Annotated in this window: 10 protein-coding genes and 2 pseudogenes; 6 read left to right on the top strand and 6 right to left on the bottom strand. The window is 54.9% G+C overall.

The genetic code is table 11. The features are described 5' to 3' along the window. Positions 1-138 precede the first annotated feature (138 nt). From B208_RS0121005 to B208_RS24020, 3 genes are all read right to left on the bottom strand, one after another. Positions 139-2,418: a bacterio-opsin activator domain-containing protein gene (locus B208_RS0121005; protein ID WP_232423904.1), complete on the bottom strand. Its 2,280-nt coding sequence runs from the start codon at positions 2,416-2,418 to the stop codon at positions 139-141. A 338-nt stretch (positions 2,419-2,756) separates the two neighbouring features. Beyond that, entirely contained in the window at positions 2,757-4,856 is a 2,100-nt protein-coding gene (locus B208_RS0121000) for a type B DNA-directed DNA polymerase (RefSeq protein ID WP_007975917.1), read from the bottom strand. Between the two features lie 4 nt (positions 4,857-4,860). Continuing rightward, a complete protein-coding gene (locus B208_RS24020; protein ID WP_232423903.1) occupies positions 4,861-5,109 on the bottom strand; it encodes a hypothetical protein in 249 nt (82 codons plus the stop codon). 866 nt (positions 5,110-5,975) lie between these two features. On the opposite strand from B208_RS24020, the gene B208_RS0120990 reads away from it, so the two are divergent. Next, positions 5,976-6,356: a HalOD1 output domain-containing protein gene (locus tag B208_RS0120990; RefSeq protein ID WP_007975915.1), complete on the top strand. Its 381-nt coding sequence runs from the start codon at positions 5,976-5,978 to the stop codon at positions 6,354-6,356. Between the two features lie 63 nt (positions 6,357-6,419). Here B208_RS0120990 and B208_RS0120985 read toward each other — a convergent pair whose 3' ends face one another. Then, positions 6,420-6,656: a hypothetical protein gene (locus B208_RS0120985; RefSeq protein ID WP_007975914.1), complete on the bottom strand. Its 237-nt coding sequence runs from the start codon at positions 6,654-6,656 to the stop codon at positions 6,420-6,422. A gap of 254 nt (positions 6,657-6,910) precedes the next feature. Between B208_RS0120985 and B208_RS0120980 the strand changes: the two genes are divergently transcribed. The 3 genes and pseudogenes from B208_RS0120980 (at position 6,911) to B208_RS0120970 (ending at position 8,986) form a co-directional block, all read left to right on the top strand. After that, positions 6,911-7,441 (top strand): GNAT family N-acetyltransferase, encoded by a 531-nt coding sequence (locus B208_RS0120980; RefSeq protein WP_449404118.1) that lies wholly within the window; start codon positions 6,911-6,913, stop codon positions 7,439-7,441. A gap of 194 nt (positions 7,442-7,635) precedes the next feature. Then, a pseudogene (locus tag B208_RS0120975) lies at positions 7,636-8,457 on the top strand (IS5 family transposase). A gap of 82 nt (positions 8,458-8,539) precedes the next feature. Next, a complete protein-coding gene (locus B208_RS0120970; protein WP_007975909.1) occupies positions 8,540-8,986 on the top strand; it encodes a hypothetical protein in 447 nt (148 codons plus the stop codon). A gap of 219 nt (positions 8,987-9,205) precedes the next feature. On the opposite strand, the gene B208_RS0120965 is transcribed toward B208_RS0120970, so the two are convergent. Next, entirely contained in the window at positions 9,206-9,811 is a 606-nt protein-coding gene (locus B208_RS0120965; protein WP_018129128.1) for a TetR/AcrR family transcriptional regulator, read from the bottom strand. 174 nt (positions 9,812-9,985) lie between these two features. Between B208_RS0120965 and B208_RS0120960 the strand changes: the two genes are divergently transcribed. Both B208_RS0120960 and B208_RS0120955 read left to right on the top strand, forming a co-directional pair. Next, positions 9,986-10,846 carry an ABC transporter ATP-binding protein gene (locus tag B208_RS0120960; protein ID WP_007975903.1) on the top strand — a complete coding sequence of 287 codons (861 nt, stop codon included), beginning with the start codon at positions 9,986-9,988 and terminating at the stop codon, positions 10,844-10,846. Beyond that, complete coding sequence (locus B208_RS0120955; RefSeq protein WP_007975901.1) at positions 10,843-12,390, top strand: fluoroquinolone export ABC transporter permease subunit; 1,548 nt, start codon at positions 10,843-10,845, stop codon at positions 12,388-12,390. The genes B208_RS0120960 and B208_RS0120955 overlap by 4 nt, the downstream gene beginning before the upstream one ends. Positions 12,391-12,518: 128 nt before the next feature. Here the strand turns inward: B208_RS0120955 and B208_RS23465 are convergent. After that, a pseudogene (locus B208_RS23465) lies at positions 12,519-12,893 on the bottom strand (transposase); the annotation flags it as partial. Positions 12,894-12,956 lie beyond the last annotated feature (63 nt).

Raw genomic sequence — 12,956 nt, 5'->3', positions numbered from 1 at the left:
GAAGGGAAAGCATATGCTCGAACCTCTTCGGTCACGACGTGGCTCGACGGGTATTATCTAGAAGACACACGAGTGATGCTGGCCACCGAGAGTCCTGGAACGGCGTTTCCAGACCGAGTTATAGCCGAGAGTAGGTAGTTAGGCCGAGTCGAATACTAGCTCACAGAGCCGCCGCTCGCCCTCTCGGAGGTGGTGGGAGAACGTCGACTGCGTGATGTCGAACGCTTCCGAAAGGTCCCTGCCGGTTTGCACGCGCGGAGACTCGAAGTACCCACTCCGGTACGCTGTTTCGAGGATTTCGCGTTGCCGGTCCGTAAGTCGCTCCGAGAGGACCGTTCGCATATCCTCGCGTGTCCTGATTGGACGGTCGCGCGAGTGCCGAGCCACGAGGTCAGCACTCGGATACTCAATCCGTATCGTCTCGACAAACTCCCGAACGGTCGTACCAGCAGGCTGGTCGATGATGGCGGTGGTCATCTCAGCGGTGACGGTGAGCGAGCGGACGAGGCCGCCGTTCTCGATGACGTGTGATGCGAGTGTTGATCCAGTGACCGTCGCCTCGAAGACACTCTCGGTTTCCGCCTCACGGAGTAGCGTTACCTCGGCGATGCTCGGCAAGCGTCGAGCCTCGTCCAGTACCTCCTTGGCGCTCACGTCCTCCGTCACGAAGAACAGGCGAGCCGCGCCGTCGCGCAGGGGCACGAGGCTGTCGAACGTGATCTCGCAGTCCGACGCCTGGGCGAGTGCGGTGAGTACGTCGTCCCCGTCGTGGATTTCGAGCGTGAGTTCAGTGACGCTATCAGACAGTAGTGTCCGCTTGGTCTCGACGGCGTCGATGGCGTGGGCGATCGTCTCTCCCAGCTCTTTGAGCACGGCGTGATCGCGCTCGTCGGACTGAGGACTAGAAATGTACACCGTCAGCACGCCGTATTTCGATCTGTTGTACCGGAGCGGGATCGAAATACAGGACCGCGCCCCGCGATCAAGCGTGACCTCGCGCCACGGTGCGGCACGTGGGTCGATGGCGACGTCCGCGACGACCTGTAGATCGGACGTTCGTATGGCGGCGGCGATAGGATCCTCGTTGAGGCCGGTTCTCTCTGTCGAAATCGAAAGCATATCGAGGTAGCCGTCGTCGACGCCGGCCCACTCCCGGGGTGTGACGGTGTCCGTGCCCGGGTCACGCGCGCCAATCCACGCGAATTCGTAGAGGGCAGAGTCGGCGAGTTGCTCCACGACGGCCTGTTCGATGGTCTCGCGACTGTCGGCGTCCACCAGGTGCTGATGGACACCCCGAATGAGCGCGTTCAGCCTGTCGAGACGTTCAAGCTCGTCGTTGCGCTCGTTCAACTGGTGTTCGCCTTGGGCCCGGTTCCACGCTGTTTCGACGGTCGCGGCAGTTGTCTCTGCAAGCTCGACCGTGCGCTCGTCGAAGGCGTCGGCCTGCGTCGAGCCGAACGTCACGACGCCGTGTCGGCCCAGCGGAACGAACGCGCAGCTTCGTAACGATGATGACTCGTCTATCTGGCCGCCGATATCGTTCTGCACGTGGACGTCGGTGTCGATGAACGTCTGCCAGACCCAATCGGAGATCTCGGATGGGAGACCGAACGCGTCGGCGTCTTCGTCCCCGGCCGCGTCGGCAGCGTGTTCTTCGAGGTCCCCGCTCCGATCATCATACCGCCAGAGTGCGGCGTACTCGACGTCGAGTATCGCGAGTGCGAGCGACGCAACGCGGTCAGCGATGGTTTCTGTCTTGGTGTTGATTAGCTCCCGCGACGCGTCGTTGAGCCGTTCGAGCGCTACCTCGCTCTCCTTGCGGTCGGTGATTTCGATGACAAACTCTACCTTCTCGCTGTCGTTCAGCACCTGCGATTCGAACAGCCCCCACCAGCATGAACCGTCGCTGTGGTAGTACTGCTTTTCGTAAGGGACGCCGCTACCAGTCTCCTCGACTTGCTCGATGTGGCGCTCTGAGTCCAGGTAGAACTCCTCGGGGGTGAGGTCACGCCACGACGTGCCCAACGCCTCTTCGAACTCCATACCGGCCATTTCCAAGAAGGCGTCGTTCGCGTCCCTGATGGTGAAGTCACTCCCCCAGACGATGACGCCGACCATCCCGGAGTCAAACACGGGGTGAGATCGAACCCGTTCTCGCGGCCCATTCAAGTTCTTGGGACCCTCCTTGGGACCCTCCGTTTCATTGCTGACAGGTCGCCACCACACACGTCCGCGCGCGCCGACCTTCTTCGTTTTGAGTGGCCCCTCCGCGACGAGCTCCTCTAGTTTGTTGTAGACCGTCCGGTCGGTACAGTCGAACTCAGCGGCGACTTCCGGAGTCGTCAATGGCGTACCGGGAGGCCCGAGTGTGTCGACCACCTCCAGTACCCTTGCTGGTGAGAGGATGGAAGAACCCATACACCTAGGAGGTTTCATGGAGGCAAAAGAATTCTGTTGATAGAAATCATGTTTGAACGTCACGATGCTCGTGCTAAGAGACCAGTGTCTACCGAGAGCAGACAGCGAGGGCGCCCCTGGCTCTCGATGGGAACATGGTGTTGGTCGGTCAACGCGTCTACTCAACTGTCTGTACCCGCCACTCTGCTGGTGTGAATATAACGTCGTGCAAGATACGCGCCCTAGATTCAGCACGACCACGGAAACGTATCACTGATTGATGTTTTCAGCAATGCTGTGATTCTTGGTTCTATGGAGGTGTAAGTATGCACCAAATCTCTCCTCTAAACGTGTTATCGTTAGAGAAACGAGTTCAGACTGATTTCGTCATGACTCGAAAGGAATTGCTCAATGCGTCTCTCACGCCACCCCAGCGGTGACAACACACTCGCTGCCGCACGAACCAACAACTCCCGATAGCACCCGACATCATACTCGTCTAACTCCTCACTCGCCAACATCACCCGCTCTCGCGAGTCCTTCGTATCATCCACCACTACATACGACACACTCTGCCCTGGCGCACGCGTCAATCCCAACTCAGCCGCCCGCTCCAACGCTGCCACACTCCGCGTCGATTGTGTGTAGTCCTCGCGTTTCTTCGAAACCCGATTCGTGATCACCAACTCATTCGGATCAACCGCTCCCCGCTCCAGCCGATCGACCCACGACCGTAATTCCTCACAAACCACCTCTGGATCACGATACTCATCGACCGCTCGAATCACCGCTTTCTGTGCCTCATCGATATACGACGGCGTACTCCGTTGACGACACTCGATACCCCGATACTTGTACTCGTCTTCACCAGCCACCTTCCCGAAGTACTTCGTCAACGCACCAGCATCCGAATCACGTAACGGCACGAACGCTATCCAGTCGTAGTGGGCTTCATGCTCAAGCCGAATTGCCACCTCTTCAGAAATCTCCGAGACAAGCTCCGAAAGCGACGTCTGTTCCTCGTCTTCGATCGGTGTCACCCACACACTATCGACAATGCCATGCACAATCCGCCAGCCATGCTCCTCGAGCACCGCTTTCGTCTCCAACAGAATCTCCCTGGCATACGCGTTGATCGCCTCGTGGCACTCGATGCGGCCAAACTTCGCATTCGAGAAGCCTTGATATCCGAAACACGAGACCAATATCCATTTGATCGCACTCGATCGGCCTTCTAACTCGTCGCGACGCTCTTCATCCTCAGTCTCCCGTATCTCGGCCTTGATCGCATCTCGATCCTTGATCAACGGCTCAAGCACGTCCGGCAGATAGCCCCGCTCGTCGCAGATCGAATACCCGATACCCGGCACGTCCTCCCTCCCAGCGTGACACTCACAGCGGATCTTTTCGGGACTCACGTTCCGCGTGACGATGATGTTCGGGTACAGCGAGGAGAAGTCGAGTTCGTGCACGTCCTCGTGTAGGCCGACGTCCGGCGCAAACGTGAAGCCACCTCGGTCGGCGTCGTGCAGCTGGCGCATCGTTTTGAATTTCTCATGCCGCCACGACCGCCAGGGCACAAGGACATTCCGCTCACGGGCTTCCTGAATCTGAATCCCAGTTAGAATATTTCCGATCGAGGACCATGCCAACTCCTGGAGTGGCTTGCCCGACTGCTCAACGAGATACAGACACCCATCGAGGTTCGTCTGATTCCACATGAACGTATTCGAGCCGTCGATGATCACCCGACCGGGCAGATTGTAGCGTGCTGGTGAATGCCCCACTTGCCCGTAGCTTTCGTAGGTCGATTCGCCCGCCAGCTGCTGCCAGCCTGACCGACGACCCAGTTGGAACTCTACGTCGAGTCGGTCAGCCTGCTGGAAGAGGACGGGAATGAGATCGCTCGTATTCAAAAAGAGTACATCCGGATCAACCGACTCAACGCGAGCCGACAATGTCGTTAACACGTCTTCGCCGCTCCCAGTCACCGTCTCATCGTCAATCGTGAGTTCGGTAACCCGCGCACTCGCGAGTTCTGTCTCCGAGACGGCTATCTGCATCTGGGAGAGTTCGCGGGTCGGGAGTGGGTCGATTTCCTCTTCGAGACAGTAGCGAAACTCCCGCGAGAAGTCGACGTTGTAGCAGCGATACTCACCAGGAGAGCCCCACCTGCTTACCATTCGCGCTACCGAGGTGACCGCCTTGAGGTCGACCACATCCACTCGAAGTACTTGCTCGGGGTCGTGGCGAAAACTCACGCGTTCATCAACGACAGCAACCCGAACAACGGAAGGATGGTCTTGGAGTGCAGCACGTGCTGTCGAAAACTCACCATCGCCATGCACCGACACGTAGATGGTCGGCGTGTACGATTCATCGACTTCACACTCCACCCCGGATTCAGTTACCGACCAAATGAGCACGTCGCCGTCGACGTAGTCGATTTTGTACACCATCGGCTCATCCCTGATCGTTCAAATCGTCCTCAACGTGATCGAGTCGGTCTTCCAAATCATCGATCTGTCGCTGCTGTTCGATCAGGATCGAGATGAGAATGGGAGTCTCGACGAACAATGGCTTGTGAACCGTGCTGGGATCGGTATGCAGCTGAGCATACTCGAAGAGTCGATCAAAAACTGCTTGATCAGTTGGTCGAAGTGCTCGGCGATACGTGTCCCATCCGGCATCACTATGGCTGCTTTGCATCATTACAGGTAACCACGACCACCGAGAGCCCCTTAGGCAAGCCCGAGTTACTTCCAAATATTCCAATACCGGAAAGACCACCGTCAACATGTACAGGTAGCGCCACCTGCTGACTCCCATAATGAGGGGAAAACAAGAGTGATATTGGCGGCGGTTCTGACTGGACGACACCACCGTGAGAACGGTGCACCGCATTCGACTCACCCCAAGCATGATCGGCTAGATAGGAGTCTACTTCATACGCGAAATCCGGGCAACATGGAGCTACTCGTGGAGAAATCGACTCAGTGAATCGATCGAAGATTGCACCATGAATAGCGAGACTAATGCACGGTAAATCTCAAGTGATACTGCCGAACCGACTTGCACTGAAATACTGAGTCCATATGAGCATCGATTCACTCCAAAACAAGCCGATCAGCCGAGTAATCTCCCTCGATGTGTCTGTTTCCGATTCATGCTTCCGAAAGCCAGGAGCTCACCACAACCAGAATCGGATAAACTATGGAAGACCCAGGCAGCGAAAGAGAGGATGGCGGCAATTCGGGGTGCAACTCACAGACAGCCCCCTCATGAAGGATGTCTCTGGGTGATGGCACCAGACAGTGTGGCTCTGTTATGGACTGTGTGAGTGCATGTGAATCAACGGCCAGGAACCTAAAAGAAATACTGGAAGCACAAAATTTGATTTTAGTTTTGAGTGGCTGGTAGCTGTGTCAAACAAGACACAGAGAAGCGAAACGAGTCGAACAACGACAGCAAGACGGCCCAAAATTAACTCAAACAATCCGAATTGAGATTGAACGAAATAAACGGCGGGGAGTACTTAATGAATTGTAGACAGTATCGAACATACCCAGAGTACCACAATGACCCTAGAAACGACCACCTGGTTTGGCTCTGCCGTCGATGCTTCTGGCCCGAGTCTATCATCCCAATACGCATTAGTCGCATCCAAGACGATCGACCCCGAAGCATCGCGTCCTGAGATTGTTACCGGCATTGTCGACGTGCTCATGGACGTGATTGAACCGACAGTCGGCCAGACCACGCTCTCGCTGTACGAATACGTGAATCCAGATGCGCTCGAAGAGATCATCGAAGCAAGTGCATCGAAAAAGAGTGACATTGAGGTGCGATTCACGATCGAGGACTATCTCGTCACGGTTCGGAGCGACTACACCATCCTCATCTACAAACCGATCGGGACACAACGCGATACTGGTAAAACCCCATGCCCGACTAGCTGATCAACGAAATCGTTCCATACTTCGAGGAAGTAACCACGCTTTCTTCTCTCGAGACCGACTTCGCTATTCAGACCCGTAATCCGTGAGCCGGAGCTTCCCCTCAACCTCGTAGAGATGACCGTTCATGTAGAGTCGTTCGATGATATCCTCGGCAGATGGTCGTCCAAGATCCTCTTCATCGTCCAAAATCGAATAGGCCTGCTCGTAGGTGAGCTCGCGCTCTTCTGGGAGACATCTCGCAAGCGCATCAAGCGCGTCTTGGGCGAGTGGGGAGAGTGGCGACTTCCCATTTGGAACCATTCGTATTCCCGAATTCGAGCACGGGATAAGTAAACCCTCGGACAGGGTCCACTCGTGACACTATATAGCTCATAATGACAAGGAGGAATAGCGGGAGAATCGGTAGCATATAGTATGCTTTTGTGGGGAGAGCTACAGTGACCCCACTCACGAGCGTCCGTATTCTTAATATAGGTCTCCGTGATGTTCGGAGTGTGCTCCCCGAATCACTCAGTACCAAACGTCTCCGTCACGAACGGCTCTGTCACGAGAACGTGGACTTGTTCGAATTGTATCATATATGCTCAACAGAAGACGGAATCGACGAGATAACGCGATACATGCCGTGGTCTCCTCACGAGACAGTAAACGAGACCAAAACGTTCGTCGACGAATCCGAGCGTAAATGGAACGACAGAGAGAGCCTGAAATACATCATTCGACCGAACGACGACGAGGATGGTTCGGGGGAGTTCGCCGGGTTGACAGGACTCAAACTCAATTGGAGCCGCCGCACCGGAACGCAATGGATTTGGCTCCGAAAATCGTTCTGGGGACGGGGTTACAATAGCGAAAGTGCCCTTGCTCTCATCGACCTTACGCTAGACCGATTCGACCTCGACCTCTTCGCAGTCACTCACGCCGCCGAGAACGAGAAGTCAAAAAGTGCTATCGAGAGATACATCGAAGAGGCTGGAGGCCAGCGGGACGGAGTTCTTCGGAACTGGGTGCCACACGACGACCACGTTTCTGACGAAATCCGGTACACGGTGACACAGGAACAGTGGCAGTCAGGGCAGACGTAGCGCAAAACGTCTACCGCTTCCGAAAAGGAGTGAAAATGTCACTGTATGCCCGAAGGAAGCGGGAAAATACGAGAGATCAGTAACGTCAGTCTGTGACCTGAACAAGGGGAAAAGCAGACAATATGGGAACATGGGTTGGGATGGCTCTGTTGAAATCCTCTGGGAGTCACAGGTTCGCCCGATAGTGTGACTGAATGCAGGCTCTTCCAAAGTCGCAGTTACTCCGATTCGTTGAGCAAGCGATGCACTTAGCTCGTCGAGCTGTCCCTCGTCACTCCTCAAAGTTTTCGAAACGGCGGTACACGCTCCACCAGCATATCGTCCTGCTCTGCCTCAAAGTACGGAAGAATACGACGTATCGGACGCTACTTGACGAGCTTATCGAGATGCCTCGGATTCGGAGCGCTATCGACCTTGATGAAATACCATCTCCATCGACGTTGTGCAAAGCGTTCGACCGGCTCGATATGGCTGTCTGGCGTGTCCTTCTCAACCTCTCGGTCAGACTCCTTCCGACTAACGGTGTTGTCGGGATTGACGCCTCCGGGTTCGACCGTAATCACGCCTCGAAGCACTACACGAAGCGAACGAAGTTGAAGATTCAGCAGTTGAAAGTCACACTTCTCGTGGATACAAAAGCGAATGCTATCATCGATCTCCACGTAACGACGACCAGAAAACACGACTCGCAGATCGCGCCGTCGCTCATCAAACGGAACATCGGAGACGTGGCGATTCTCCTCGCCGACAAGGGATACGACGACCAAAAGATTCGCGCGTTAGCTCGTGAATATGGTGTTCGTCCGCTCATCAAGCACTGAGAGTTCTCCTCGCTTCACAAGATGTGGAACGCTCGGCTGGACGCCGACCTCTACGGCCAACGGAGTCAGAACGAGACGGTGAACTCTCGGCTCAAACGGAAATATGGCGCATTCGTGCGCTCACGACACTGGTGGAAGCAGTTCCGTGAACTCGTTGTCGGCTGTCTCACTCACAACATCGACAAGGCACTCTAAACGTTAGATATCGGGGTGATAGACACCGGGATTGCTTGGAATCGTCTCAAAGTATTTACTACTGCACTTTCGATTAGTGATTATGAACTATCAAGAGGATGTTGATCAGGTCTTGTTCGGCACCTACCGCCAAATTGCCCTGCTCGCAACTGGGATTAGTATCCTTCTCGGTGTCGGCGTGTGGCTAATCTATCCGACTCTCGGTGTGGAGTATTGGTTGTGGCCATCCTCGCTGATTGATTGGACCTTTGTTATCGGATTCAATTTTCTCGCCGCAGGAGTCGCGTTCTACCGGGCGGGCCTACTTGCGGCGTGCTGGGTGAGTTTTCCCGCACACGTTGCTCTCGCTCACTTCTATTATAGTCAAAACGGATTCGTCATCCTTCCCTTCCAAAATGACCTCCTCTCCTACGCACTCATTTCGGCCATGATAGCCATCTCCTATGGCTTGATTGGGTATTTTCTTGGCACCGTAAGCCGATGGGGTATTGACCGCTCATCGTTCAGTAACCCGAAGGTGGTCGATTGATAAGCACACCTACCTAATGGCTGTTTCAGAGGGAAAGTTGTCGAGACAATAGGATTTTAACAGAGACGACATTTTCCAACCTGAATACCGTTAGTCAGGTGTGCAAACTGATTGATAGCGAAACTACCAGTGTGAATAGATAATTATGCGAGCGGGCTGTATAGACAGCGCGTCTCGGTCATTAGTGACACCGGTCACGATTCGACGGATAACAACTTCTTATTGCCAAAGCAGACCCTGTTTCAGAATTGTAATTACGATCTCTTTGAACCCATCATACCCGCTCCACCCGAGTTCATCATGAGCGTCCTTGTTCGCTGCAACGACTTCCAAGAGAGACAACAGCTCGATAACCGCCTCTGGGCGAATCTCTGTGATGTATCCATCACTTCGCTTCTGAATATCTGCAATCAAGGGAGTCATCCGATTCGAGATGTCGTCTCGCAGCTCGGCGAAGTCCTGTCCATTCGCGGCCTGCACGATCTGCTGTGGATTACGATGACTTCGCAGAAGCAAGGAACGCTGTTCGAACTCGGCTACCCATCTCCGGAATAACCGGTCGAGCTGCTCGTCGGAATCCGTGAGCCCTTCTAGCTCGGCCTCAACCGCGTCAATCAATTCGTTCTGTTCGCGGAGGAGTATCCGAATGTATAGACCCGATTTACTATCAAAAAACTGGTAGAATGTCCCCTCACCGATCCCAACTTGTTCCGTGATGTCTTGCATCGTCGTCTTCTGAAACCCATATCTGGTGAAAAGGTCACGCCCGGTCTCCACGAGCCGTTCCTCTATCTCACGTCGCTCTTCGTCACTGAAACCTCTCATATCGATCCGTCGCTCTGTAGAGTAATGAGCGTATTGCTCATCGCTCATGAGCGAAAGAGTGAATTACTCATACACTCAAGACACAGGTATGCAACGACAAGAGCACTGTGAGAGAATGGTCAATCCCTCGGGGACCTTCCCTGTAGCACATAGCTACGAGTCGCTTGTGGACGAATGAGTGTGATCCGTGCGGAAGGCCTCGAATACACATACCACGGCAGCGACCACCAGGCACTGAAAGGACTGGATTTCGAGGTTCAGCCTGGCGAAGTATTCGGATTTCTCGGTCCAAGCGGAGCCGGAAAGACCACGACGCAGAAAATCCTGACTGGACTCCTCGACGATTACGAGGGAGGTGCAACAGTCTTGGACCGGCCGGTGGTCGAGTGGGGATCCGACCTGTATCGCCACATCGGTGTCTCTCCGGAAACGCCGACTCTCTATCAGAAACTCACCGGACGCGAGAACCTCGAGCTGTTCGGGTCTCTGTACGGGGGACACAAACGAGACCCCCTCGAACTGCTCGATACTGTCGGTATCGCCGACGCAGTTGACCGTCGCGTCGGCACCTACTCGAAAGGGATGCAGATGCGCCTGAACTTTGTCCGAGCGCTACTGCACCACCCTGAGCTCCTGTTTCTCGATGAGCCAACGGGTGGCATCGATCCGAGCAGCGCCCGGGACGTGATGGGCGTCATCGAGTCCCTCCGTGACAAGGGAACGACGGTCTTTCTCACGACCCACGACATGACCGTCGCAGACCGACTCTGCGACCGCGTCGCGTTCATCGTGAACGGTGCGCTCCCGGTCGTCGATACGCCGCGCCAGCTGAAGATCGCACATGGCCAGCAACGTGTCCGTGTCGAATACCGGGATGAGGGCGAGCTCCTCTCTCAGGAGTTCCCGCTTGATGATCTCGGGACGAACGATGCGTTCCAAGACCTTCTTGCGCGCAATGAGGTCGAGACGATTCACTCCGAAGAGGCGACCTTGGCCGATGTGTTCATCGAGATAACCGGTGAAACACTCCAATGAGGTCCAATCAAAGCGCAAGACAGGATGATGCTCACCAGGAGCGGTCGGCGGTCCATCCGGTCGTCGAGATGCTCAAATGGGATATTCGCCTTCAGTTTCGATATGGAATCATCCCTGTCTATGTGGTACTCACGAGCTTGTTCGTGCTGGGACTCCAGTTCGCTGGGCAGGACATTAACCCGGATATAGTCATTTTACTGATCGCAACAGACCCGGCTGTTCTCGGATTTTACTTTATCGCCGTGCTGGTGCTATACGAGAAGACAGAAGGAGTCCTCCAAGCACTCGTCGTCTCACCGCTCGACAGCACCGGCTATCTCTTTTCGAAGGCCGCTTCGCTCTCTACTCTTGCCGTCAGTGCATCGTTCGCTGTCGCGGTCTCCGAATTTGGACTCTCGCTCCGAATCGCTGTCCTCTTGTTCGGAGTTCTTCTTTCCTCGTTGCTTATCGTTTTTCTTGGGTTCGTTGCCGTCTCTCGCTTCGATTCGATAAACGAGTTTTTCCTGAGCGCCGCTGTCTGGGGTACTATCCTCTTCTCACCGATTCTTGGATACCTAGGCTTATTCAATACGCCTGCATTCTACCTCCTCCCGGTTCAGCCGCTCCTCATTACTATCGAGGCAGGCGTCCGTTCCGTCTCGTTATGGAAGGTCATTTACGCGTTCGCATATCTAGTAGTGGGAACGACTCTCACGTTTTTGTGGGCCCGTCGGTCGTTCGACCGTGACATTCTTCGGCAGGATGACCCTGGGCGGAAACTCGGGCACAGATCGACTCAAACGACTGGAACGGATCGATGGATGCCCATGCCGCAGTCTCCGTGGACCGGTCTGTTCGTGACGGACGCCAAAAACTGGATCCGTGATCCGATGTTGGCGTTTGCAGCGGCCGGTCCGTTGCTCCTCGCGGGAGTCATCCGAGTGATTGCCCCGGTCATCACTACGAGACTCGCCGGAATCGTTGATCTAACGGTGTACTATCCGGTGATCGCGGGCTCGATGGCGGTGTGCGGGCCGGGGATTTTCGGCTTCATCGTCGGGATGCTCATCTTAGAAGACCGCGATACCGATATCCTCACTTCGTACCGAACATCCCCACTCTCACTAAACGGGTATCTGCTCTACCGAGGCTGTACCACGTTCTTCTTCTCGTTCTTCTCCACGCTTCCGGCGTTGCTCGTCGTCGGTCTCGTACAGTCATCAGCACCGATCCTTCTCGGGACGGCGGTTCTAGGCGCTCTGAGTGGACCCGTCATCGGCCTAGTATTGGGGCTGGTGGCTTCGAACTCGATAGAGGGTATCGCGCTCGGTAAATTCATGAATATCGTTCTCGTCGGGCCAGCACTGGTCATTGCAGTGGTCTCTGAACCGCTTCAATTCCTTGCGAGCATCCTCCCGATGTACTGGCCGGTGAAAGTGTATGTTGCAGGAGTGACCGGGCAGTCAAATACGTTCGCCTTGTTTGCAATCGGAATCGGTGTACATCTGATAGCGCTTGTCAGCGTCGCCAAACTCGTAGTGCCGAAGACGATCATGAGACGGTAGAACACTGACTCGAGCGAGCAATCGTACGTTCTCTACTGACTACACGCTCTGTCTCTGGCACGGCGCTTCTGACGAGAACCAGGGATGTCACAACGTGGTTCTCTTCATCGTTCATCGTTACTCACTGTTCAAAGTGTCTTATCGATGTTGTGAGTGAGACAGCCGACAACGAGTTCACGGAACTGCTTCCACCAGTGTCGTGAGCGCACGAATGCCCCCTATTTTCGCTTAAGACGGGAGTTCACCGTCTCGTTCTGACTCCGTTGGCCGTAGAGGTCGGTGTCCAGCCGAGCATTCCACGCCTTGTGAAGTGCCGAGAACTCTTGATGTTTGATAAGCGGATGAAGATTCTCTTCACGAGCTAACGCCCGAATCTTCCGATCGTCGTATCCCCTGTCGCCGAGGAGAATCGCTACGTCACCGGTGTTCCGCTTGATGAGTGACGGCGCGATCTGCGAGTCATGTTTTCTGGTCGTCGTTACGTGGAGATCAATGATTGCATTCGCTCACACTACCGGAGGTACCTGTAACTGCCTGAGGATTTCAACAGAGCCTCTCATTCCTAA

It is taken from the genome of Haladaptatus paucihalophilus DX253 (assembly GCF_000376445.1).
In the GTDB taxonomy this organism is placed as follows: Archaea; Halobacteriota; Halobacteria; order Halobacteriales; family Haladaptataceae; genus Haladaptatus; species Haladaptatus paucihalophilus.
This window is presented reverse-complemented; position numbering and strand designations above follow the sequence as displayed.

What these genes read in the sequence shown, in the direction of transcription:
- B208_RS0121005 (WP_232423904.1), bottom strand. Translation starts at nt 2,418, where the DNA reads ATGGGTTCTTCCATCCTCTCACCAGCAAGGGTACTGGAGGTGGTCGAC.
- B208_RS0121000 (WP_007975917.1), bottom strand. Translation starts at nt 4,856, where the DNA reads ATGGTGTACAAAATCGACTACGTCGACGGCGACGTGCTCATTTGGTCG.
- B208_RS24020 (WP_232423903.1), bottom strand. Translation starts at nt 5,109, where the DNA reads ATGATGCAAAGCAGCCATAGTGATGCCGGATGGGACACGTATCGCCGA.
- B208_RS0120990 (WP_007975915.1), top strand. Translation starts at nt 5,976, where the DNA reads ATGACCCTAGAAACGACCACCTGGTTTGGCTCTGCCGTCGATGCTTCT.
- B208_RS0120985 (WP_007975914.1), bottom strand. Translation starts at nt 6,656, where the DNA reads ATGGTTCCAAATGGGAAGTCGCCACTCTCCCCACTCGCCCAAGACGCG.
- B208_RS0120970 (WP_007975909.1), top strand. Translation starts at nt 8,540, where the DNA reads ATGAACTATCAAGAGGATGTTGATCAGGTCTTGTTCGGCACCTACCGC.
- B208_RS0120965 (WP_018129128.1), bottom strand. Translation starts at nt 9,811, where the DNA reads ATGAGAGGTTTCAGTGACGAAGAGCGACGTGAGATAGAGGAACGGCTC.
- B208_RS0120960 (WP_007975903.1), top strand. Translation starts at nt 9,986, where the DNA reads ATGAGTGTGATCCGTGCGGAAGGCCTCGAATACACATACCACGGCAGC.
- B208_RS0120955 (WP_007975901.1), top strand. Translation starts at nt 10,843, where the DNA reads ATGAGGTCCAATCAAAGCGCAAGACAGGATGATGCTCACCAGGAGCGG.